Annotated in this window: 23 protein-coding genes, 1 other RNA gene and 1 pseudogene; 5 read left to right on the top strand and 20 right to left on the bottom strand. The window is 44.6% G+C overall.

The genetic code is table 11. The features are described 5' to 3' along the window. Positions 1-695: 695 nt before the first annotated feature. Entirely contained in the window at positions 696-884 is a 189-nt protein-coding gene (locus tag H532_RS0115330) for a hypothetical protein (RefSeq protein WP_027726202.1), read from the bottom strand. A 97-nt stretch (positions 885-981) separates the two neighbouring features. On the opposite strand from H532_RS0115330, the gene H532_RS0115325 reads away from it, so the two are divergent. Next, positions 982-1377: a VOC family protein gene (locus H532_RS0115325; protein ID WP_027726201.1), complete on the top strand. Its 396-nt coding sequence runs from the start codon at positions 982-984 to the stop codon at positions 1375-1377. 600 nt (positions 1378-1977) lie between these two features. Here H532_RS0115325 and H532_RS0115320 read toward each other — a convergent pair. Beyond that, positions 1978-2598 carry a fumarylacetoacetate hydrolase family protein gene (locus H532_RS0115320; RefSeq protein WP_027726200.1) on the bottom strand — a complete coding sequence of 207 codons (621 nt, stop codon included), beginning with the start codon at positions 2596-2598 and terminating at the stop codon, positions 1978-1980. A gap of 182 nt (positions 2599-2780) precedes the next feature. On the opposite strand from H532_RS0115320, the gene H532_RS0115315 reads away from it, so the two are divergent. Continuing rightward, positions 2781-3035 carry a hypothetical protein gene (locus H532_RS0115315; RefSeq protein ID WP_027726199.1) on the top strand — a complete coding sequence of 85 codons (255 nt, stop codon included), beginning with the start codon at positions 2781-2783 and terminating at the stop codon, positions 3033-3035. A 91-nt stretch (positions 3036-3126) separates the two neighbouring features. On the opposite strand, the gene H532_RS0115310 is transcribed toward H532_RS0115315, so the two are convergent. From H532_RS0115310 to H532_RS0115255, 12 genes are all read right to left on the bottom strand, one after another. Continuing rightward, positions 3127-4041: a D-alanine--D-alanine ligase gene (locus tag H532_RS0115310; protein ID WP_027726198.1), complete on the bottom strand. Its 915-nt coding sequence runs from the start codon at positions 4039-4041 to the stop codon at positions 3127-3129. After that, entirely contained in the window at positions 4038-5492 is a 1455-nt protein-coding gene (locus H532_RS0115305; protein WP_027726197.1) for an aminotransferase-like domain-containing protein, read from the bottom strand. The genes H532_RS0115310 and H532_RS0115305 overlap by 4 nt, the downstream gene beginning before the upstream one ends. Positions 5493-5625: 133 nt before the next feature. Next, entirely contained in the window at positions 5626-6474 is an 849-nt protein-coding gene (gene pheA / locus H532_RS0115300; protein WP_027726196.1) for a prephenate dehydratase, read from the bottom strand. Between the two features lie 80 nt (positions 6475-6554). Continuing rightward, positions 6555-7067: an NUDIX hydrolase gene (locus H532_RS0115295; protein WP_027726195.1), complete on the bottom strand. Its 513-nt coding sequence runs from the start codon at positions 7065-7067 to the stop codon at positions 6555-6557. Between the two features lie 226 nt (positions 7068-7293). Then, positions 7294-7497 carry a copper chaperone CopZ gene (copZ, locus tag H532_RS0115290; protein ID WP_027726194.1) on the bottom strand — a complete coding sequence of 68 codons (204 nt, stop codon included), beginning with the start codon at positions 7495-7497 and terminating at the stop codon, positions 7294-7296. A gap of 202 nt (positions 7498-7699) precedes the next feature. Further along, positions 7700-7993: a HesB/YadR/YfhF family protein gene (locus H532_RS0115285; protein ID WP_027726193.1), complete on the bottom strand. Its 294-nt coding sequence runs from the start codon at positions 7991-7993 to the stop codon at positions 7700-7702. Positions 7994-8161: 168 nt separating this feature from the next. Continuing rightward, on the bottom strand, positions 8162-9886 hold the full coding sequence (gene poxB, locus H532_RS0115280; RefSeq protein ID WP_027726192.1) for a ubiquinone-dependent pyruvate dehydrogenase: 1725 nt from the start codon (positions 9884-9886) through the stop codon (positions 8162-8164). A 112-nt stretch (positions 9887-9998) separates the two neighbouring features. Continuing rightward, a complete protein-coding gene (locus H532_RS0115275) occupies positions 9999-10181 on the bottom strand; it encodes a hypothetical protein (protein ID WP_027726191.1) in 183 nt (60 codons plus the stop codon). A 393-nt stretch (positions 10182-10574) separates the two neighbouring features. Then, complete coding sequence (locus tag H532_RS0115270) at positions 10575-11972, bottom strand: NAD-dependent malic enzyme (protein WP_027726190.1); 1398 nt, start codon at positions 11970-11972, stop codon at positions 10575-10577. An 884-nt stretch (positions 11973-12856) separates the two neighbouring features. Beyond that, positions 12857-13066 (bottom strand): copper chaperone CopZ, encoded by a 210-nt coding sequence (gene copZ / locus H532_RS0115265; RefSeq protein WP_027726189.1) that lies wholly within the window; start codon positions 13064-13066, stop codon positions 12857-12859. Between the two features lie 164 nt (positions 13067-13230). Continuing rightward, positions 13231-15615, bottom strand: coding sequence for a heavy metal translocating P-type ATPase (locus tag H532_RS0115260; protein WP_027726188.1), 2385 nt, complete (start codon positions 15613-15615; stop codon positions 13231-13233). A gap of 12 nt (positions 15616-15627) precedes the next feature. Beyond that, positions 15628-15930 (bottom strand): metal-sensing transcriptional repressor, encoded by a 303-nt coding sequence (locus tag H532_RS0115255; RefSeq protein WP_027726187.1) that lies wholly within the window; start codon positions 15928-15930, stop codon positions 15628-15630. A gap of 294 nt (positions 15931-16224) precedes the next feature. Here H532_RS0115255 and H532_RS0115250 point away from each other — a divergent pair, with 294 nt between their 5' ends. Then, positions 16225-17559, top strand: a complete 1335-nt coding sequence (locus H532_RS0115250; protein WP_027726186.1) for a short-chain fatty acid transporter — start codon at positions 16225-16227, stop codon at positions 17557-17559. 249 nt (positions 17560-17808) lie between these two features. Here the strand turns inward: H532_RS0115250 and H532_RS0115240 are convergent, their stop codons facing one another. Beyond that, positions 17809-18720 carry a DMT family transporter gene (locus H532_RS0115240; RefSeq protein WP_027726184.1) on the bottom strand — a complete coding sequence of 304 codons (912 nt, stop codon included), beginning with the start codon at positions 18718-18720 and terminating at the stop codon, positions 17809-17811. Positions 18721-19002: 282 nt separating this feature from the next. Between H532_RS0115240 and H532_RS0115235 the strand changes: the two genes are divergently transcribed. Beyond that, positions 19003-19560 carry a DUF4367 domain-containing protein gene (locus H532_RS0115235; protein ID WP_027726183.1) on the top strand — a complete coding sequence of 186 codons (558 nt, stop codon included), beginning with the start codon at positions 19003-19005 and terminating at the stop codon, positions 19558-19560. A gap of 71 nt (positions 19561-19631) precedes the next feature. On the opposite strand, the pseudogene H532_RS20070 reads toward H532_RS0115235, so the two are convergent. The 5 genes and pseudogenes from H532_RS20070 to H532_RS0115210 all read right to left on the bottom strand — a co-directional run. Next, a pseudogene (locus H532_RS20070) lies at positions 19632-19955 on the bottom strand (transposase zinc-binding domain-containing protein); the annotation flags it as partial. Between the two features lie 148 nt (positions 19956-20103). After that, positions 20104-20463: a transfer-messenger RNA gene (gene ssrA / locus H532_RS20065) on the bottom strand. A 171-nt stretch (positions 20464-20634) separates the two neighbouring features. Further along, on the bottom strand, positions 20635-21102 hold the full coding sequence (gene smpB, locus H532_RS0115220) for an SsrA-binding protein SmpB (RefSeq protein WP_027726182.1): 468 nt from the start codon (positions 21100-21102) through the stop codon (positions 20635-20637). Between the two features lie 108 nt (positions 21103-21210). Beyond that, a complete protein-coding gene (locus tag H532_RS0115215; protein WP_027726181.1) occupies positions 21211-21504 on the bottom strand; it encodes a Dabb family protein in 294 nt (97 codons plus the stop codon). Positions 21505-21573: 69 nt separating this feature from the next. Next, positions 21574-22437 (bottom strand): Cof-type HAD-IIB family hydrolase, encoded by an 864-nt coding sequence (locus H532_RS0115210; protein ID WP_027726180.1) that lies wholly within the window; start codon positions 22435-22437, stop codon positions 21574-21576. An 85-nt stretch (positions 22438-22522) separates the two neighbouring features. Between H532_RS0115210 and H532_RS0115205 the strand changes: the two genes are divergently transcribed. Continuing rightward, positions 22523-23329 carry a cobalamin-binding protein gene (locus H532_RS0115205; RefSeq protein WP_027726179.1) on the top strand — a complete coding sequence of 269 codons (807 nt, stop codon included), beginning with the start codon at positions 22523-22525 and terminating at the stop codon, positions 23327-23329. The last annotated feature ends 243 nt before the right edge of the window (positions 23330-23572 follow it).

The raw sequence follows: 23572 nt of genomic DNA, 5'->3' as shown, positions 1-23572 counted from the left end.
ATGGAATCGCAACGTTTTTCGGTTCAATGGTGTCCAAAACGTCGTGCAGCTACCAGATATTAGGGAAATCAAGGCACAATTCACGGGTCCAAACGCCTTTGCGCGACTTTTTTAAGCCTCCGACACACAAAAACATTGCGCAAAAAGTGAAAGCGCAACATTTTTTGGATCAACGGCGGCCAAAACATCGCGCTGCAACCAGATATTAGAAAAATATAAACGCGTATCACGAGTCCAAACGCCTTTGCGCGACTTTTTTAAGCTTCCAACACGCGAAAACGTTGCGTAAAAGGTGGAAGTGCAACATTTTTTGGATCAACGGCGGCCAAAACATCGCGCTGCAACCAGATATTAGAAAAAAATAAAAGCAATTCACGGGTCCAAACGCCTTTGCGCGACTTTTTTAAGCTTCCAACACGCGAAAACGTTGCGTAAAAGGTGGAAGTGCAACATTTTTTGGATCAACGGCGGCCAAAACATCGCGCTGCAACCAGATATTAGAAAAATATAAACGCGTATCACGAGTCCAAACGCCTTTGCGCGACTTTTTTAAGCTTCCAACACGCGAAAACGTTGCGTAAAAGGGTCTTTAAATGGGAACATCTCTAAACAAAGAAGGCCGGGTCGTATGCCTGGTTTATCTTATATAAAATTTACTTTACAAGTGCGCGTAAATTTTACGACGCGGGTGAACATCATCCGGAAATGGGGTGTTCGGAGATTTCCTTCCCATCGGCCAGACCATCTTCATAGCCGGCGCCATAGGCTTCCCTGACAGCTTTTTCAATCAGGGACTTGTCCATATCGCTTAGGGATACTTGCGACTGTTCTAAGTGGTCGAGGATTCGTTTTGTTTGTATTTCATATTCCTTTTTGAAAGTCATCGCGAATTACTCCTTCTTTTTCCTATATTTATTTTTGCCATTTTAAAAGATAATATTATATTTGAAAGGCAAATGAGATCGATATGGGGGTAACAGAATGAAACAAATCATTCCACATATTACTGTAGAAAATTGCAAGGAAGCTCTCGATTTCTATCAAGGCATTTTCGGTGGCGAAGTCCGAAACGCCCAGCTCGCCGACGGCATCGAGATGTTTAAGGGCCATGAAGGCAAGTATATCCATGCTGAATTGCATATTAATGAAGCTTGCGTCATCTACCTCGTTGATATTTTCGGAAAGGAGCCGATTAAAGGGTACCATATTCAACTCGCTCTTCAAATGGATAGTGAAGACGAGATCAATCGCGTTTACGAAGCCCTTTCTAAAGAAGGACAAATCAAGATGGAATTGCAGGATACCATGTGGGGAGCGCGGTATGGCATTGTGGTCGACCGTTATGGTGTGATTTGGGAACTTAACTATCAAAAATAATGCGTGGCTGGCGTTGAAGACCATCAGGAAACCTTTTTTAAGCGGACGAATGGAAAGGTTCGTTTTCCTAAATAAAACGTGTTGGAAAAAGGCTATGAATGACGGGAACAAAGCCTCATGGTCAGACATCTTCCCCCTAGGTTACCGTTACAATAAAACCATAAATATAATCTGCTTGAGCCTTAAAATTGCGCATAAATCGGGTTTTTGCTCATTTTCGGTGGCCGTTCGGCCTGAATTTGCGCATATGCTCCAGTTATTTACAGTTTTTGTCCTTGTTTTTCCATTTACTGGATTTATTAAATGGGAAATCTCACGCTGTTTTCCCTAAAGAAAATTGGGAGAAATGGTATCAAAAATACATTGTTTCGGTTAAAACATTAAATAATTAGTGCTTTTTCATTGAAGTCACAAGTGCTTCCATTATTGAAGGTATCCAGCTTATGAGGATGATCGGCGATTGGACGATATAAAGGGAATTTAAGAAAACTGGGCTCCGCTTGTAGGCGGAGCCTTTGTTATCCTGATGCTGGCCCAAAAAACGACAGACGTTCTTATCCGCAAAAAACCGCCTCCAATGAGACGGCTGTTCGATTCTTTTTACTCGATGGAAAATGTCCCTAAAACATCATTTCCCCATTTTAACGTAAAACGGTCGCCGGTTTCCGCCGCACCGACTCCTGAAGGCGTGCCGGTGTATAAGAGATCCCCAGGTCCGAGGCCAAAATGCTCGCCCGCGAAATCAATTAAAGTTTGCGGATCAAAAATCATCTCCTTGATGTTGCCACGCTGAACCTCTGCATCATTTTTCAGTAAAACAAAATCGGTATCTTTCAATGGTTCAATGCCGGGAAAAGCAAGCCAACGGGTAAGAACGGCGGAATTTTTAAAGCCTTTTGCCCGAAGCCACGGCAGGCCTTTCTTTTTCAACTCCGTTTGGATGTCTCTTAACGTAAAATCGATGCCCAAGGCCATTTTGTCGACAATGTCATCGACCCGAATCCCTTTCTCATACGGCTTGGAGATATATAGCACCAATTCCGCTTCGTAATGGATGGCGCCAGCGCCCTTTGGCAAGTGAATCGCTTGACCGTCTGCTTTTACCAAAGCATGGGTCGGTTTGGTAAACATAAATGGGGATGACGGGACGGCGTTGTTCAATTCCTTGGCATGTTCGACATAGTTTCTTCCGACGCAAAAAATGTTGCGAATGGTTTCCATGGCCAACGTCCTCTCTTCATTGGTTACACTTCCCATGTTAATCCCCTCGTTCTTCTTTGACAATCATCTTTAGCGTTTTTCAAACTTTATTTGATGGAAAAATGTTAGCGAGTCATGACAGTTCATAAAAACACCCCCCGGGAGATCTCGAGAGGCGTATTTTTCGCCTTAAAAATTCAGAATTGTTTCCATCCAGCGGTAAATTTAAAAAAACTGACGGTAAAATGCTAAAAGATGACGGTAAATCCCCAAGACTTGACGGTAAACGGCTGAAACATGGCGGTAAATCATCAAAATCTGACGGTAAAATGCTAAAACATGAAGGTAAATCATCAAAATCCGTCGGTAATATGCTAAAACATGACGGAAAATCGAAAACCTGGTTGAAAGAAGACTCTAATGATGGTTTGAGAATTTTTTTGACTCCCTACTTGTAAAACGAAACACCCCGTACCACTTTTAGCGTGATACGGGGTGGTTATTGGAATGGGTCACATGCCCATTATCCCAAGTTGTTTTTTAATCTTATTACAGCCCTTCACTTTGTCTTACTCTGAGCGAGGTTTGAATGATCATGTCAAGCAATTCGCTGTATGAGATGCCGGCGGCCCGGGCGCTTTTGGGCAATAAGCTGTTTTTCGTCATTCCCGGCAATGTGTTGACCTCCATCACATAGGGAATGCCTTCTTTCACCATCATATCAATGCGCGCATACACGCTGCACTTTAGCGCGCGATAACAATCGAGGGTTGCTTTGGCCACTTTGTCCTGAAGCGCCTCGGGAAGCTCGATGGGCTCTTCAATCGTTCGGGCATCATTATATTTGGACTGATAATCGAAGAATTCGCCGGCGTGCCGGATGGATAATACGGGAAGGAGCTTACCGTCCAACACCGCACACGTGATTTCATCGCCTTTCACATATTGTTCGATGAGGACTTCGCTATCCCATTGAAAAACTTCTTTAATGGCCGATAATAAAGCGTCTTGGTCTTTAACGATTTTCACTCCGACACTGGAGCCGCCGGAGTTGGGTTTGACGACTAGTGGGTATCCCAATTTTTCTAGCTCCGCATAAGGGACTTCGTCTTCCCTTGAAAAACAGACCCAATCCGGTGTCGGAATCCCTTCGAAACGCATGATTTTCTTGGACATATTTTTATCCATGCACAAGCTGCTTGATAACACGCCGCTTCCGGTATAAGGGACGCCAAGCGTTTCCAACGTGCCTTGGATGGTGCCGTCTTCGCCGAACTTCCCGTGCAGGGCGATTAGAGCCAAATCTAAGTCTTTGGCCTTCGCGAATAAATCTTCCTTCTTATCAATTTGCACCGGAATAACGTCATACTTCGTTTGATCTAGATGAGCGATCATTTCCTGACCGGTCATTAAAGATACGTCTCTTTCGGAGGAGATGCCCCCCATGACTACGCCAACTTTCATGTTCTAGCCTCCAACATATTTTTTAAAGTGTCGCCGATCCGTTGAATGCCAAGACGGATCTCCGCTTCACTCAAGCGGGAAAAGCCGAGACGGAAGGTGTTTTTGCCACCACCGTTCGTATAAAAAACATCACCGGGTGAGAAAACGACACCTTTTGCATAACACTGTCTTAATAATGTTCGCGCGTCCACACCATCTTCTAACTCAACAAAAAGATGCAAGCCCCCGTCACCTGTTAAACGCTTATAAGGAATATATTTTTGGCATGCCGCCCAGGCGCATTCATATTTTCGTTTATAAACGGCTTTGGCTTTCTTCAAATATTTTTCAAAATACCCGTCGTGCATATACTGATACAACAGCGCTTGATCTAACGTTGAGGTATGGATGGTTCGGGCTCGTTTGACGCTTTCCAACTGCTCAATAAGATATCGATCGGCAAGAATCCAGCCGACGCGCAAACCGGGAAAAAGGATTTTCGAAAAACTGCTGATATAGACGACATTATTACCTTGACCAGCAATGGCCAAAAGCGGTGAAAAGTGGGATCCGGAATACCGCAACTCTTCGTTGAACCCATCTTCAATGATGGGGATGTCGTAATGGGAAAACAGGTTCATCACCGCCATGCGTTTTTCTGAGGATGTGACGATGCCAGTTGGGTTATGATAGGACGGAATAAAATACGCCAAATCATAGTCTGATTGAGAGAGCGCCTCTTTCAGTTGCTCGATCGAGACGCCATCCTCTTCCATGGGAATCCCATGGACGACATACCCGTGCAGGCGAAACAGCTTCAATGCCGATTGATGGGTGGGGTTTTCACAAATAATGCGCCCGCTTTTCTTACACAAGGCGGATAAAACAATGTCCAACCCCTCTGTAAAACCGTTTGTCATCAGGATGTCTTTGCCAGTGAGATCGACACCCTTCACTTCCATATAGTGAAAAAGTAAATCAATCAGCGGTTTATAGCCTTTGGCATAGCCGTAATTTAAAACCACTTGCCCCTCAATGGCCATCCGGTTGAGAAACGCTCTTTTCACATTTTCAACATCAAACAGTTTTTCATCAGGCGCAATGCTGTTAAAGGCGATCATACCTTTTTCCCAGCGAACGCCGTGTTTCATTAAATCCATGTCACACGCGATGCGCACATCATCATTGAGCTTCTTTTCCCAATCGAGACTCGCTTCCGGGGACTTCTCGGTGGTGACTTTTCCAACAAAATGGCCTTTGCCTTTTACCGGATAGACGAGCCCTTCTTGTTCCAACTCCCCATAACTAGCAAGTACCGTATTGCGGCTGACTCCCGCGAGTTCACTCATTTCACGGGTTGACGGCAGTTTCGTATGCTCTGGAAGATGGCCGTTTGTGATCAAGCGTTTCAAATACTCCTTAAGTTGGATATACACCGGCCGGCCTTCCTCAGGCTTAAAGTCGTTAAACAACTGCCTCACCCCTACTATTATTTTTACACACGGATCCTCTTTGAAGAAGAACCACCGCTTATGTATTTTTCATTGTCAGTGGTATCAATCTGTATTTTATTTTACTAAAAGACGAGTCATGCGGCTTGGTTTTTCATGGCGACTCCACCGCATAACTCTTATAACTTCCCAAGATCTTAACAGTACATCCGAGGGCTCTGATTTCTTCTAATGCAAATTGCAAAAGCGGCTCATTCAAGGAATGATTAATATCGATCATAAAAAAATAATTCCCGAGGCCGGTTTTTAGCGGGCGGGATTCCAGCTTGCTTAAATTGAGATTGCGCCAAGCAAAAGCCGAGAGCACTTGATTTAAACTGCCCGCTCGATCTGAAGCAAGCGTAACCATGACAGATGTTTTTACCACCGATGAGGAAAGGGCAAACTTCAACGGGCGATCGGATAAAGCGATGAATCGCGTATGATTAACGGTATAATCTTGAATATCCGCCTTGACGATCGTCAACCCGTATTTTTCAGCCGCCAATTGATTGGCAATGGCTCCATAGTTACCTTCCGGATGCTCACTCACATATTTAGCGGCAGCAGCCGTTGAATTCATCGGTTCAATCACGGCCTTTTGAAAATGAGAACGGAGAAACTTATGACATTGGGCAAGGGCATGGGGGTGTGAGACTATTTTTATTGCCTTTTCCCAATTCTGTGCATGGTGCGGGTGGACCATCAGATGTTGTTTGATCGGAACGATGATTTCTCCCCGAATCGGCGGATTTTCTTCGTGATACAAATAATCCACACTGACATTTACGGATCCTTCCAACGCATTTTCTAAAGGAATGACCGCTGCATCCGCTTGATTGTTTTTTACGGCTTCCAAACAATCAGGAATCGTCTGGCAAGCGATTCTTTCAGTGTCGGGAAAGACGGCTTTCACTGCCATCTCTGTAAAGGTTGCTTCAGGTCCAAGAAATGCAGTTTTCATGATATCACAGTCCTTAAGAAACATTTTCTACACATTATATAACGGTTCGGCCGCTAAGCCAATCATATTTAAAATGGCGGTCACTCCTTTAAGGGAGATGCCGCCTCTCTTTTGATTTTCCAACTGTCATACTTAATAACATTCAAATCCAGTTCTCCCTTTCGGAGCCAAGCGAATGCGGCAAGCACTAACGGTGATGCCGTATCAATGGTCGCTTCTTCTTCCGAAATCCATAATGCGCCGTCGGAATCCTGACCTTCAAAAATTTTCGGTGTGGATAATGTGCCGCCGATAATGTTAACTAAATAAAAGACGGCAATATGGTGGACATCGGTAAATGTTTTCCATTGCCAAGGCAGCATAAAGTCACAAACCCCGATGTTTTTCTCAACGGCAATGTCAAAACCGGTTTCTTCGTGGAACTCGCGCTTTAGAGCATGTAGCAAAGGTTCCCCGTCTTCCAAGCTGCCGCCGGGCAAGTCGTACCGGTTGATATATGGACCGCCGTTTTTACTAATGACGAGCAGCTTTCCTTCTTGATAACATATGCCATATACCCCGAAGGCACGATGAAAACGTTTGGTCTCCGTCACTTTTCCGCTCCTCACTGTTAAAAGGTCTTCAATGTCCGTGCGATTCTCATTAATCTACTTTAGTATAATTCATATTTTGGTAAGGCACTACTATTTCATCTATTGAATAGCCGCCATAGCGCAAGTCTTTTGGGAAAATTTTCTTATCCCATAAAGTAAAAACGGCACCGCGTTATAGCGGAGCCGTTCGTCGCTTTTTATGAAACAGGTGGCGGAGTGGACGCGCTTAAAGCACGTCATAGCCTTGATCTTCAATGGCTTCTTTCATTTGGTCGATGGTGACTTTGGCTGGATCGTATTGGACATCGACTTTACCAGACTCAAGATCCACTTTGACGTCACGGACGCCGATTTCATTCAAGGCTTTCGTTACGGCCTGAACGCAGTGGCTACAAGACATTCCTTGAACATCTAAAGTTAACTTTTCCATGCCGACATCTCCTTTTAAAAAGTTTAACCCGCTTTCATCTTAACGCATGAGCGACAATGCCTACAGGGCTGAGCCTCAAGCCCTGAACTTGGCACGGTGATGCGGAATTTTTAGTCGGTTTCTCGTTAAAATCCCGAATCAAACCGAATAGGTCATGCCAGTGTGAAAGTGCTTTGGGTCAGTTGCTTTATGATCTCCAAATTCACTTCGCGGAGTCAAAAATATACTCCACTTCATCACTACCCATGACCACTTTCAGCTGGTATTCATTCAGGAACCAGGCGTCATCCGCATTAAAATAGAAGGTGATGCCATCTACGACATCTTTAATGGCCGGTTCCCCTTCTTTTCCGACGGTAACCCCCAAATAATAGTCCGGATGGGCGGTTGGAATACCGCCATAAAGTTTTATAAAAAAGCGGACATAGTCCCCTTGACCGACACCAAGTTCTTCTTTAAACCATTCTGCCGCTTCTTTACTGACTGAGAATGCCATGTGCTCCACCCTCATTCCGGTTCTTTTTTCGATTCCAATATACAGCAATCCACTCGTCTTTCCCAATTTTTCGTACCGGCGACACAAAAAATTCAAGAAATAAGGTGTATCCGTATGGATCATTTCGCGGATTTTCTTAGAAATCCCTGTTTCATACGGTGACATCAGCTAGCGCAATAAATTCGTTCTAGCCAATTGCACCAATTTGCTGCCTTCACCGTTCAGGACGGCTTTCAGCATCCAGAGGGTAAAACCATGCGCTTGTTCAAAGTTGATTTTCGGCGGCAGTGAAAGTTCTTGGCGGTTGACTAGGACATCCAGCAGCACGGGGCCGTCCATGGTAAAGGCCCGATCGACCGCTGCTTCCAGGTCACCAGGGTCTTCAACCCTTATTCCGGTAATGCCGATGGCTTGCGCGACGGAGGCAAAATTCGGATTAACGAGTTCTGTGCCTGTCTCTAAGTAACCGGCGGCTTTCATTTCAAGCTCCACAAAGCTCAATGCGCTGTTGTTAAAAACCACGATCTTAATCGGCAATTGATATTGGTGAATCGTCAATAAATCACCCATTAACATTGAAAGCCCGCCATCGCCGCATAATGCGATCACTTGCCTTTTGGGGTCAGCACACTGCGCACCGATTGCTTGCGGCATGGCATTTGCCATCGTCCCGTGATTAAACGAACCTAAGAGCCGCCTTTTTCCGTTCATCTTCAAATAGCGCGCCGCCCATAACGTCGGCGTGCCTACATCACATGTAAACACAGCATCTTCCTTGGCGTGGTCGCTAACGACTTTCGTTAAAAATTGAGGGTGAATTGGTTTGCGCCCCGGCTTGCCATCCGCCAATGCGTCAAGGCTGCGGCGCACTTTTTGATAGTGAGCAACATATTTTCTTAAATGACGGTCATCGGTCTTTTCGTTTACATGGGGCAATAATGCCTCAACCGTTTCTTTGACATCCCCGCAAACCCCCATCGTCAGATTGGCACGCCGCCCAAGATGCTCTGCCCGAATGTCGACTTGAAGAATATCGGCTTCTTTCGGAAAAAATTGCCGGTATGGAAAATCGGTCCCCAACATGAGTAAAACATCACAGTCCATCATGGCGTGAAAACCGGACGAATAACCGATGAGCCCTGTTAAACCTACAGAATAGGGATTATCATACTCCAGATGTTCTTTCCCTCTTAGGGCAATGACCATCGGCGCTTTTAGCCGATCACAAAGTGCCATCAGTTCGTCATGAGCGCCCTCACAACCGGCTCCGCATAACAAAGTGATGCGCTCGCCTTTATTCAGGTATTCAGAGAGCTTTTTAATTTCTTCATCAGACGGGCGAACGACGGGATGGGTGACATGAATGACTTCCTTGGGGACGGACTCATCATCCGGAAGCGCCGCAACATCACCGGGAAGCACGAGTACGGAAACATCTTTTCTTGAAATGGCGTGTTGCATGGCAATCGTCACCATGCGCGGCATTTGTTCCGGGCGTGTTAGCACCTCGCTGAAAACACTGCATTCGCGATACAGCTCTTGGGGGTTGGTTTGTTGAAAATATTCACTGCCAATTTCATTACTCGGAATATGTGCTGCAATGGCTAACACAGGAATACGGCTTCGATGACAATCATACAACCCATTGATCAAATGTAAATTTCCCGGTCCGCTTGAGCCGGCACATACGGCAATGCTTCCGCTGAGAAGGGAATCCGCACCTGCAGCAAACGCCGCCACTTCTTCATGGCGAACGCCAATCCACTGGATTTTTTTTGAGCGGCGAATCGAGTCCAGAACGGCATTAAGGGAATCCCCAACGATGCCATAAATTCTTTTGACACCAGCACGAACAAGAGCATCAATCAGTAAATCAGCAATGGTTTGTTTCATGGTGACCTCCAATAGTCTATCGTTCAAACCTTGAGCAACAATATTGAATAGCGTTCACATGTGTGTACCACGGGCGTAACATCCGTGTAAGAAATATTCTTTCGGATTTGTATTAAGGGGATTGTGGTGATTTGGCATCGCGCATGAGCGATTCAGCGTCTGCCATATCATCGTAGGAAATATTCAAATCGGCATCTTCGAAGAGATCGCCAAACAAAGAAAAAGTCTCCGGTGGTAAGTGACGATCGAGGTTCACACGTTCTTTGATCGTTGCGATGACGTTTTTTATGTACAACGAATGTCGCCGCCCTTTCGCTTATAAACATTCTTTAACTATTGACTAATATGCCTTGAAACCTTAACAGCTATACCACAGGGTCCGATCAGTGACAAAACACATGGTAAAAAGTGATGCGCAAATCTTGCAATGAGCTGATTGGCTAATAAAAAAACTTGGCTCTACCACACCTTTTAAGCGATAGCAGACCCATAGTTACTCTCATGCTAGCTTGACAAATGAAAAAAATTTCTTACCAGGGCCAGCTTTTTGGGCGAAAGCTAAACCAGTTGCACCTATGCTAGTCTGAAAAATGAATGACTTTCTTCCCAATACAAAAAAGGTTGACTCAAAGCTCGGGGCAAAACCCCTTTGAGTCAACCTCATGATCGCAAGGACTTATTGAATATTTTATCTGAATTCCGGCGGGATACGGCGGGCGACCCCCGTCAGAATTGCGGTTTCAATCACGGCATGGCGGACTTTCGAAACCACTTGTTCATTGAAGATACTTGGGATGATGTATTGTTCATTCAATTCACTATTGGTGACCACAGAAGCGATCGCTCTTGCGGCTGCCAATTTCATCGGTTCATTGATGACGCTTGCGCGGCAGTCGAGTGCGCCTCGATAAATTCCAGGGAAAACTAAAACGTTATTGATTTGGTTCGGATAGTCACTCCGACCGGTCGCAAACACGCGCACATGCTCCAGAGCTTCCTCCGGTGAAATTTCCGGGTCCGGATTAGCCATCGCAAAAACAATCGGATCCGGCGCCATTTTTTTAACATCCTCGACATTTAAAATGCCGCCGCGAGACACCCCGATGAAAACATCAGCATCACGAATGAGATCCTTAAGCGTGCCTTCTTGGGCTTCAACCTGTTCTTGCTCCGAAAGCCATTGCCACATGGGATGTTGATAGGTTCCCCCGCGCACGATGGCACCATCGCGGTCAATGGGCACAAGTCTTTTGACGCCGGCATTGATCAGCATTTTACAAATCGCCACCCCAGCTGCACCGATGCCATTCACAATGACGCGTACTTGATCCATTTGCTTTCCGACAACTTTTAACGCATTTAAAAGCCCGGCAATGACAACGACAGCGGTCCCGTGTTGGTCATCATGAAAAACGGGGATATCCAACTCTTTAGACAATCTTTCTTCAATTTCAAAGCAACGCGGCGAACTGATGTCTTCAAGGTTAATGCCACCAAAAATCGGGGCGATGTTTTTGATCGTCTGAATAATTTCCTCAGTGTCTTGGGTGTTCAAACAAATCGGGAAGGCATCAACATCCGCCAATTGCTTGAATAACATCGCTTTTCCTTCCATAACCGGGGCTGAAGCCAGCGCACCGATATTTCCGAGACCAAGAACGGCACTTCCGTCGGAAATGACGGCGACCGTATTTCGCTTGATTGTCAGAGAATAGGCTTTCCTTTCATCTTCATGGATGGCTGCGCACACACGCGCAACGCCCGGAGTGTATACCCTCGATAAATCGTCACGGTTTTTAATCGGAATTTTTGATTTCATGGCGATTTTACCGCCCAAGTGGGCAAGGAATGTCCGATCCGAAACATTGATAATTTTGACGCCCGGGGTCGCGCGCAAGCTTTCTAAAACTTGCTCCTCATCTGCGTCCCTCACTTCAATGGTGATATCGCGTACGGATGTTTCACCGCTTGAGCTAATCACGTCAATAGAAATGATATCGCCGCCCGCTTTGCCAATGACGGAGGCCACTTCACCAAACGAGACATGCGTTAATTCCACACGAGCGATTAAATTATTGTAAGCCATGGTTTTCTCCTTCTGTACAAATTTAGCTTGTCAAAAACTATTCTACTAGATTTCAAAAAAAAATTTAACTGTTTTCGCTGCTATTTTTCTTCTAAAACGATGGCGTGATTCGAATCGCGTTAAAAGCCATTTTGGATCGTCTCTTACTCCAAAATGGCTTTTGGGATACAGTTATTAGGAAAATATGGCTCGAATCGGGTTCATTTTTCCAATAAATTCAGGCTAAATACCATTTTGAAAAAATTTTCAACTCAAAATGGCAGATAGAGCCTCTCTAAAGACCATTTTGAGCGCCTTCCCATCTCAAAATGACCAATTGGATACAGATATTGGGAAAACTACCCTCAAATCAAACTTGTCCTTCCAATAAATTCAAGCTAAATACCATTTCAAAAAAATTTTTAGCCCAAAATGACAGATAGAGCCTCTCTAAAGGCCATTTTGGTCCTCTTACCTTGTCAAAATGGTCATTAGGATACAGTTTCTAGGAATTATTACCTCAAATCAGGCTTGTTCTTCCAGTAAATTCAAGCTAAATACCATTTCAAAAAAATTTACAGCCCGAAATGGCAGATAGAGCCTCTCTAAAGGCCGTTTTGGTCCCTTTACCTTGTCAAAATGGTCATTAGGATACAGTTATTGGAAATTCTAACCTCAAATCAGGCTTGTTCTTCCAGTAAATTCAAGCTAAATACCATTTCAAAAAATTTTTCAGTCCAAAATGGCAGATAGAACACAGGACAGCCACTCACACCTACAACTGCGTAGCGTATACATACCGCCCAATTAGAGGACTTGATTTAGCCGATTTTTAATGTTTTCTTATACTACAAGTGAAAACAGCTGATTTCCCGAACGGAAAACCAGCCGTTTTTATCCCTATCTCAAAGGACGACTTCATAGCCTTGATCTTCAATGGCTTCTTTCATCGCCTCAACGGTGACTTTTGATTCGTCATAAGTGACTGCGACATTAGCGGCCTCCAAATTCACTTCGGCGCTGGATACTCCGTCCAGTTTTTTCAAAGCGCCTTCAACAGCCATTTTACAATGTCCGCATGTCATACCTTGAACGTTCAACGTTTTCTTTTCCACTCGTTTTCACCCCCTTTTATAAGGAAAACCAAGAACCCATTTAAGTGAAGGCGGAACTTACGTAGCCCATATCCTGGCATGTTAAAGGGAATAATTTTTAGAATGACGCGCGTTTTTCTTGATTTAGGTCGCAAACCCTTTAAGGCTAGTTTAGAAAAACTACTTTACAACCTCACTCGCTTCAGACGAAGGGCATTGGTGACAACACTTACGGAACTCAGTGCCATCGCGGCGCCGGCAATCCACGGAGCAAGCAAACCAAAGGCTGCAATTGGTATTCCCGCCGTGTTATACCCAAATGCCCAGAACAAATTTTGTCGGATATTGCGGATCGTGGCATGGCTAATCTTAATGGCCTTCGGTATGAGTAATAACTCCCCGCCGAGAATCGTCACATCGGCTGCTTCAATGGCCACTTCCGTCCCAGTGCCTATGGCCATGCCGATGTCGGCGGTAACCAACGCGGGGGCATCATTAACGCCATCGCCAACCATCGCCACTTTTTTTCCTTGGTCTTGAAGGGCTTTAACCTTATCGGCTTTTTGTTCGGGAAGGACTTGAGCGATCACGCGATCAATGCCCACCTGTTTGGCAATCGCTTTTGCCGTTCTTTCGTTGTCGCCGGTCAACATGATCACTTCAATCCCCATATCCTTTAACTGCTTGATCGCTTTGGGTGCCGTTTCTTTAATAGTGTCGGCGACCGCCACGAGTCCCCGACATTGTCCGTCGACGGCGATCACCATCGCGGTTTTGCCGTTTGTTTCATATTCGGCTAATTGCGCTTCATATTCTTCCATGGCGATATGATAATCCCGCAATAGCTTGCGGTTACCGACAAGAACGTGTTTTCCAGAAACTTTCGCTTCGATGCCTTGGCCGGGGATGGCGCGAAAATCATCGACAGGTAAACATTCGATTTCGTGCTCCGCCGCGTACGCCACGATCGCACCTGCCAGCGGGTGTTCCGAACCTTTTTCCGCACTCGCTAATAACTGTAGGGTTTTTCTATCCCCCGTAAAATCGGTGACTTCCGGCTTCCCTTTCGTGATGGTTCCCGTTTTATCCAATACAATGGTTTCGATTTGGTGGGTTCTTTCCAGGTGTTCTCCACCTTTAAATAGGATGCCGTTTTCAGCGGCCTTTCCGGTGCCGACCATAATCGAGGTTGGCGTTGCCAGGCCCAGTGCACACGGACAGGCAATCACAAGGACAGCAATCGCCGCAACCCATGCCGGTTCAAATCGGCCAGGCGCAACAAAGATGATCCAGATCAAGAAGGTTAGGACAGCGATGCCAATAACGATCGGAACAAAATAACCGGAAATCACATCAGCCAGTCGTTGGATCGGCGCTTTGGAACCTTGAGCTTCTTCTACGACTTTTATAATGGCGGCAAGGGCCGTATCTTTCCCTACTTTTGTTGCTTCCATTTCGATGACACCATTTTTGTTAATCGTCGATCCGATGAGTTTGGCGCCGCGCTCTTTTTCCACAGGTAGGGATTCGCCGGTGAGCATCGATTCATCGACAGACGTACGGCCGTTGACAACGAATCCATCCACTGGTATTTTCTCCCCAGGTTTCACAATCAAATGATCGCCAACAACGACCTCTTCCACCGGAACCATTATTTCTTCGCCGTCTCGGATGACGCGCGCTTCTTTGGCTTGTAAATTTAGCAATTCGGAAATGGCATTAGTCGTTTGGCTTTTCGCCCTTGCCTCCAAATATTTGCCGAATAAAATCAATGTCATGAGTACCGCACTCGTTTCGAAATATAAATGCGGCATATATCCCGGATTTCCTATAGTTTTAAAGGCTTCATAAAGGCTGTAAAAATAGGCTGCGCTCGTTCCCAATGCGACAAGGACGTCCATGTTGGCTCCGCCGTTCCGGAGGTTTTTAAAAGCACCCACATAAAACGGCCAGCCGATATAAAATTGTACTGGAGTAGCCAACGTAAACTGGAACCAGGGATTCATCAAGATTTCTGGCAAGTTGGCACCAAGCATTTCCAAAAGCATTGTTAATAATAAAGGTGCGGAAAGGACGGCCGAAATGATCAGTTTAACCTTCTTGCGTTGCAGTTCTTTTTCCTTATAAGTTTGTTTTTCGTTGGCTTCAGCCTTTGGTTTCGCATCGTAGCCTAAACGTTGGATTTTCTCAATTAAAGTTTGCACATCCACTAATCCGGAATAATACTCAATTGCGGCACTTTCCGTCGTTAAATTAACCGTGGCTCTGGCGACGCCGGCTTGTTTGTTCAGCATTTTTTCGATGCGGTTTGAGCAAGCCGCACACGTCATGCCAAAGACGTCAAGTTCTGCTTTCTCCCTTAAAACCCCGTAACCGATCTGCTCAATTTTCTTTGTGATCTCTTCAAGCGAGGTTTTCTCCGGATCGTATTGGACAGTGGCTTTTTCTGTCGTTAAATTCACTTGGGCTTCGACGCCGTCCATTTTATTTAACGTTTTTTCAATCCGATTCGAACAAGCGGCACACGTCATCCCTGTGACACTGAGGGTTGCCTGTTTGGTTTCACCCATCCGAATCCCTCCTTACTTCGTAAACTGCTTTAAGACCTCCATTAATTCTGCAATCGTTTCTTTTCCGTCACCTTGCTTGATCGCATCGCTGACACAATGTTGTATATGCCGTTCGGTAATCGAGTAGCCGACATTTTTCAAAGCCGACTGAACAGCACTGATTTGCACCAAAATATCCATACAGTAACGATCTTCTTCAATCATCTTTTGGATGCCGCGGATCTGGCCTTCTATTCGTTTTAAGCGGTTGATTAACGCTTGCTTTTCCCCTTGGGTTCTTGGCTGGCTTGGGTGATCATGCAAAAATTTGTCCAAATCAACACATCCTTCATTTTTAGTTATACTATACCCCCCTATCGTATCTTTGTCAATCTTAATGCACCTTCTTGCGACATTCCTTCTTCGAAAATAGCCGAACACAATGATTCTTTTTCGGTGAACGGATGAATGGGCCATCAACCAAATGCCACCTTTCCAAAAAAAGGTGACCAAGAGCTCTTATGTTCCATCCACCGCATCTTCTGGCGATGACAATGCTGTTGACCGTATACAAACAATTTGCTATTTTTATAATTGTAAGCGTTTTCGCATTCAAGAGGGGGAGAAGCATTGAAAACATTAACGAATTTCTTTGATCAATTGGTAAGAAAATACTTACCCGATGCTTTTTTATTTGCAATTATTTTAACTCTGGTTGTTTTTGTATTAGGCATGGTCGTCATGGGTCACAGCCCTGTCGACATGGTTCAATATTGGGGCGAAGGCTTCTGGGAATTGCTGAGCTTTTCCATGCAAATGTCCTTAGTGGTTGTAACGGGATATGTCTTGGCTAACACCCCCACCGTAAAAAAAGGGCTATATAAAATAAGTTCACTGGCAAAAACACCAGGACAAGCGATTTTACTTGTCACATTTGTCTCCATTATCGCTTGTTTAATTAACTATGGATTTGGGCTCATTGTTGGGGCACTGCTAGCCGTACACGTTGCCAAACGGGTCCCTACGGCAGATTACCGTGTACTCATAGCCGGTGCTTATAGCGCCTTTTTGGTTTGGCATGGCGGATTTTCCGGTTCCATACCGTTAACGATTGCCACACCCGGACACTTTTTAGAAAAAACCATCGGTGTCATTCCCGTCACCGAAACGTTATTTAGCAGCTATAATATTTTTATTGTTGTTGTCTTACTCGTCACCTTGCCGCTTCTCAATTGGTACATCATGAAAACGCGTGACCCAATAAAAGACTATGATGCCCATATTTTTCAGGCAGCAAGTATGGAACCCGAGACGGCGGAGGAACCTGTTGCCAAGACAGATATGTATCCCGCCGACAAGTTGGAAAACAGCCGGATCATTTCGCTCATCATTGGCTTACTTGGTCTTGCATACATTGTGTATCATTTTGTGACGAAAGGCTTTGATTTAAACATCAACATTGTGAACTTTATTATGTTTTTCCTCGGTATTTTGCTGCATCGTACTCCGCGCCGATTCTTAGATTCTGTTGCGGATGGGGTAAAAAATGCTGGTGGCATCATCATCCAGTTCCCTTTTTACGCCGGCATCATGGGCATGATGACCGCTTCTGGGCTGTCAGCGGCTTTATCTACGTGGTTTGTTCATATTTCAAACGAAACAACTTTACCGCTTCTTACATTTATCAGCGCGGGAATCGTGAACGTTTTTGTCCCGTCCGGCGGCGGTCAATGGGCGGTTCAAGGGCCGATTATGATTCCAGCGGCACTGCAAATTGGTGCAGATACGGCAAAAACGGCTATGGCCATTGCATGGGGGGATGCATGGACGAATATGATTCAACCGTTTTGGGCTTTGCCGCTCCTTGCTATTGCTGGCTTAAAAATCCGTGACATTATGGGCTTTTGTGTCATCGCTTTATTTTACAGTTTTATCCCCATTGCCATCGCCATGTTATTTTTATAAAGAAAAGTTAGCGCTACTAAAGTCAACTTGGCTCTGCCAGGGCTTTTGGATATTGGTAGAGATACATGCCCTAAAAAAGAAAAATCTCATGCCAAGCGTGCCTTTTACGTAATGACAGAGCTTTCAATGCCCTTATTCTAGCCAGATAAAGTACAAACCTTTTAAACGAATGTGGCGCCTTTTCATTACCCTTATATTGGCCAAAAAATGATATACTTTCAAATAAGTAAAAAAAGATCCTCGCGTGATTCATGCGATGGATCTTTTCTTTTCTCCTTTTTTCATCATTTGGGCGATCACAATACCCGCAATAATTAAAATGGATCCCGTGATGGTTCCCAAAGTTAATTTTTCATCTAAATACAGCCATCCCAAAAATAATCCAAAAACGGGGACAAGCATCGTGGATATGGTTGCCGTGACCATGTCAATCAAGCTCAGTATGAGAAACCATAAAGAAAAGCACAGAGCGCTCGCTAAAATACCCGTAAACAAAATAAGAAAAAGGCTTGTGCCAGTAAATTTAACCGGCTCACCCCATTCCATGATAAAGGCCACTAGCGTTATGCCTATTGTGCCGAATAACATTTGATAAGCGGTAACCACAAGACGCGGCAGCTCTTCCAACTTCACCCGATAATAAACATTGGAAGCTCCCCATGAAACGGCAGCCAGCACAATCAGCAGTTCACCAAAAATTGACCGTAAATTCTGGCCCGCCCATAGATCTGCGCCGAGAATGGCCAATAAACCCACCAATCCTAAGATGTTCCCCGCCACCTGCCATGGCGTGACATGTTCCCTTAAAAATCTTACCGCAAGAAGAGTGCTCCAAATGGGCATGGAATAAAGCAAAATCGAAGCCTTACCCGCGCCAATAAATTGCATGCCGTACATCACAAGTAAAAAGACAATGGATGTTTGTAGGATCCCAAGAACAATGAGCGGTTTGATGTATTTCTTCGGCGGCCTTTTCATTTTGAATAAAAGGATGGAAATAAATAAGGTGATGGCTCCCGTCCCAAAACGGAAAGCCGAGAACGTAAATGGTCCCATGTAAGCCAACGAGACTTTCATCATCACCCATGAATAACCCCAAATCACTGTAATGACGAAGATTAAAACCCAAACCACACTTTTGCTGCGGGTAAAAAATTTCATCCTGATCAGACCTTTATATTAAAGGATGATTTCATTTTACCACGTAGGAAAGTCTTTTTATATTAAATTGCAAATTTGCGAGAGGGTCTATGTTGGTTATTTAGGTTCTACTCAATATTATGAATGGAACTATAACTTAACCGATAGCCATCCGGCTACCTATTTGCGTAATGCATGTTATGGATGGTATATTGATGTAACAACTAACAATTCCGAGGACTATTGGCATGTTGACCATGATTTTGAAAGATTAACGTACATGTGCTTATAAGGGGGGTTATCATGAAGAAGAAAAATCTCATAATTGGCGGTATTGTAGGAGCAGCACTAGCTGTTGTTATTTCCGGTTTTGTTTCACAAGAAAAAGCAACATCAGCAAATTCCTATCAAAACACGAAAGTGACAGAAGATACAAAAATAAAGGTCGAACGTTTTAATGGAATTGCCCAAGATAAACTGTCGTTTAAAGCCAAAAAACCGACTGTGCTTCCGGAAGATGTGAAAGAACTTGAACCTAAAACAGAGGTAGTTATTCAAGGAGCCAAAAGACTAAAGGTTGTCAAACAGGCGTGGGTGGATAAAGACGCTGATAAGAAGTTAAAGTATCAACGAAAAGAATTGTTAATCATTCAATCCGATGATGATGGAAGAGTTAAGCCGATGAATGTTCTCTCAAAAGGAGAAAAAATTCAAGTAGCTGGCGTAGATGCATGGTTGATTAAGCGTGGCGAACATGATCCTATTCAGCTGATATTTTGGAAAGATGGTCGTTACTTTAATGTCCGAGGTATGAACATTAAAGCCGACAAATTAATCAAGATTGCAGAATCCCTTCAATAATCAAAATCGCGGCTATCTGCCGGGGTTTTTTCTCTTTTTAACATAGTTCCGAAAGAGAAGTCTTCCGCCCTCCTTAAGCCTTCATCAATCGTAAAAATAACATGACGATGGTTGACTTGAAGAACATCTTCAGTCAATAGTCGACTTCACTCTTCACTTTCTCCAACTGAACATGTGGTACAAAATCGTCCTTTACAACGATAGGGTACCTTGCGTACATCATGGCAACCTTCGCAAACAAAGAGTTTAAATCCTTTTTTCAAATCCCCGCAGTCACGAAATTTTTCAACCTCTTTGATCACAATAAGGCGGATTCGACGTCTATATTTTCGTTTGAAAGCTTCCCTATGTTGATGTTGATCAAAGAAAATCTGCCTTAGTATATTTGTTTCCATATATAGAAAATACCACAGTTTACATCACTGTGGTAGACCCGAATTTTTATACATTCTTATCCTTTAAAATAAAAGGAACCATAAAATTTCCAAACGGAAATTTTATGGTTCCTGTCACAGCGTATAAAAAAACCACCATCGTTATGTATGGTGGAGACGGTGGGAATCGAACCCACGTCCAAAGGCATCGTAATTTAAGCTTCTACGAGCGTAGTCGATATATTCCATTTTCGCGAACACGTCGGCCTATCGACAGGCACCGGTGCTGCTAGTCCGATTGGTCTCTTCCCCTATCCTCGGACTGCGGACACAGGGCGTATCCCACTACGTTGAGTCCCTGACCCTACCACGTGGGCGATGGAGGGAGGAACCGCTTTAGGCTAATTAGGCAGCTAAAGCGAGATTGTTGTTAGCTTTGCCAGTTATTGGCTTTGGCGTTTTTACGAGGCCGACCCCCTCGGCTCGCCACTTAAATCCGACCTACCCTTGTCGAATCCAAAACGTCCCCATGATGTAAAAGAAACGTTCTTGGACAGCATCAGTCTTCAATGGCTGACAGTTAATAGTATACCAAACCTGTGGATAAATTCAAGGGCTTTTTCAGTTTCTACCTTTAGTGAATCCTGCCAAATGTGACGTTTGCCCCCAACTTCAAACCTCCGCTCATTTTCGAGAATCTTTACAGGCCTTTTTCCGACCGGCGCAATGCCTTTTGAATTTGCCGCTCCGCTGTTCGTTTTTTCAGCGTTTCACGTTTATCATAATTTTTCTTCCCTTTTCCGAGCCCAATCTCCAGTTTGGCGAAACCGCCTTTTATATAAAGCTTCAATGGCACGATCGTATAGCTGGTTTCCTTCACTTTACCGATCAATTTGCTGATTTCCTTTTTATGCAAAAGCAATTTCCGGGTCCGCAAAGGATCGTGGTTGTAACGGTTGCCCTGTTCATATGGCGCGATATGCATGTTATATAAAAACACTTCGCCATTTTCGATGCGAGCAAAGGCATCTTTGAAATTGACCGAGCCTTTACGGATGGATTTGATTTCCGTACCTTTTAACACGATCCCTGCTTCATACGTATCCTCAATAAAATAATCATGGCGGGCTTTTTTGTTTTGGGCAATCAGATGTCCGTGTTCTGGCATGAGTTTCCCTCCCTTGCGTAAAAGTGACAGCGATTGAAGACTTTGACACAGCATTCATTATAAATGCTGTTTACAGAAAACGCCATAAGTGAAATTTTAGATGTTCACTTAAAACTCAAAATCAACGGCCAATTTATCAATACAGCCGATCTGATCCAGATACTGGACGACGGCTTGGTGCTCAGGCGACGGCCCGTAATGCTCTAACGCCTTTTTCGATTCAAAACGAACGACAAGACCCATAGTGTAGCCTTTTCCACGATCAGAAAAGTTATGGCCTACCTGTAAATCAAGAATGCCCGGCAATTTGTCTTTAAGGGCTTTGAGCCGTCTCATACCTTCTTCTTTTTCCTCTTGAGTGGTTGTTTCCTTAAATTTAAAAAGGACAATGTGTTCGACCATGAGATTTTTCTCCTTTCATCATCATAAAAATTTATGGACCATCTTTGTGTCGAAGATATCGGGCCAAACCTATAGGTGCTCGCTGAGTAAACGGTGGATCGCTAAAGCCACACCATTTTCCTCATTTGTGGCGGTGACGTAATCGGCCATCGCCTTTACCGGTGGTTCCGCATTACCCATGGCGACACTAATGCCCGCTACCTGAAACATCGAAGCGTCATTATAATTATCGCCGATGGCAACCGTTTCTTGAAGAGGGATTTGCAAATGTTTTGCTAAGGTTTCCAGCCCTTTCCCTTTCGTTGCCTTGCAATCCATAATTTCGAAATTTCCCTTGCCAGAGGAAACGATGTGAAAGCGTTCATCATCGCCAAGTGCCGCTCTTGCATTTTCGAGTTTTTCCGGGTCAAAAGAAAACGCAACGACTTTGTAAATGGTCTCCTTAAGCTCCAAGATTTCTTGATAATCATGAAAAAGGCGGGCCATATCTTTCGTCAATTTGTTCGGAGTCAAAAAGCGAGTGATGTCTTGAACTTTGGCTGACCAGTGATTTTTCCATCGTTCATAGTCGCTTTCGAGCCAATCGATGCCTTGTTTGTGGCCGTACTTCCCGTTTTCCGTAAAAACGGTAAAATAAATCTGGTGCCTTACGAGTTCCGCAAACAGTGGGATAAGCGCTTCTTTTTCGAGCGGCGCCTCATAAATCTTTTCACCTTCCTTTGTGTGGACGGTGGCGCCGTTCGTCCCGATAATAGCCGCTTTGAGCCCTGCTTTTTTTAAATAATCATCGACATTATAATAAATGCGGCCGGTCGCAATGGCCAGCTCCACACCGCGCGATTGCGCAAAACGCAAAGCTTTCAAATTTTCTTCACTGATTTCATGGTCTTTATTTAACAGCGTGCCATCCATATCTGACGCAAACAATTTCATGAGGCATGTCCCTTCTTTTTAAAATGATTAGAGACAGGCGGCTCTTTTTTGTAAAATGGATAAAAAGGAAAAAGGAGCGCTCGTCATGAGAATTGTATCACTTTGTCCAAGCAATACGGAAATCCTTGCATGTTTAGGATTGACCGATTCACTCGTTGGCGTTGACCATTATTCGGATTGGCCGCCTGAAGTGCAGTCACTTCCCGACCTCGGTCCCGATTTACATATTAACATAGAAAAAGTGAAAGCATTACATCCTGATTTGATCGTCGCTTCACTTAGTGTGCCAGGAATGGAGAAAATTGTTTCCGAACTCGAAACCATGACCATTCCCTATCTCGTTCTCGCCCCGCACCGCCTGAACGATATCTATGATACCATTATAGAGGTGGGTGAGGCATGCGATTGCTATCAAAAGGCGGTTGCCCTCGTCCAAGCCATGAAAGAGCGGCTGCAGGAAATTAACGAAAAATGTCCCTTCGATGTCCCGGCAAAACGGCTTTACTGGGAATGGTGGCCGAAGCCGGTATTTTCACCAGGAGGAAACAACTGGCTGACCGATTTGTCGGAAGTAGTTCGTGCAGAAAACATATTTGCCCATATTGCCCAAGACCAAGTGAAAACCGACTGGCAAACGGTGGCCGAAAAAAAGCCGGATTACACGCTTGTCGTCTGGACAGGGGTGCCGGCTAAGCATGTGCCGATTGCAAAAATATTGAACCGGCCCGAATGGCAAGGAGCCCCTTTTGCGCAGCCTGACCGCGTCCATGTCTTGGAAGAAGGTTGGTACTGCCGCCCATCACCGCGCTTAGTGACCGGTGCCGAACATTTGGCTCATCTTCTTTACCCGGAACGGTTTCCGGAAGCCCGGAGCTTTCTAACACCTTTTTAAATGCTTAAAGGTTAAAACTGTAAAAAGCTGGAGTGTATGCGTACTTGTCAAGCCGATCCGGTGCGAAAATGCGCAAAAACCGCATTTATGCTCATTTTTCAGCCGTGAAGCCCGCGAAATTGAGCAGGCGTTCCATAATCTGGAAAAATTGCAGCTAAAAATGTTAAAAACTGGAGCATATGCGCATTTCCAAACCAGATCCAGGGCAAAAATGCGCAAAAACCGCATTTATGCTCATTTTTC

Origin of the sequence: Tuberibacillus calidus DSM 17572, assembly GCF_000430685.1 — a bacterium.
In the GTDB taxonomy this organism is placed as follows: domain Bacteria; phylum Bacillota; class Bacilli; order Bacillales; family Sporolactobacillaceae; genus Tuberibacillus; species Tuberibacillus calidus.
Note: the sequence above shows the minus strand (reverse complement) of the source record. Positions and strands in the feature narration are given on the sequence as shown.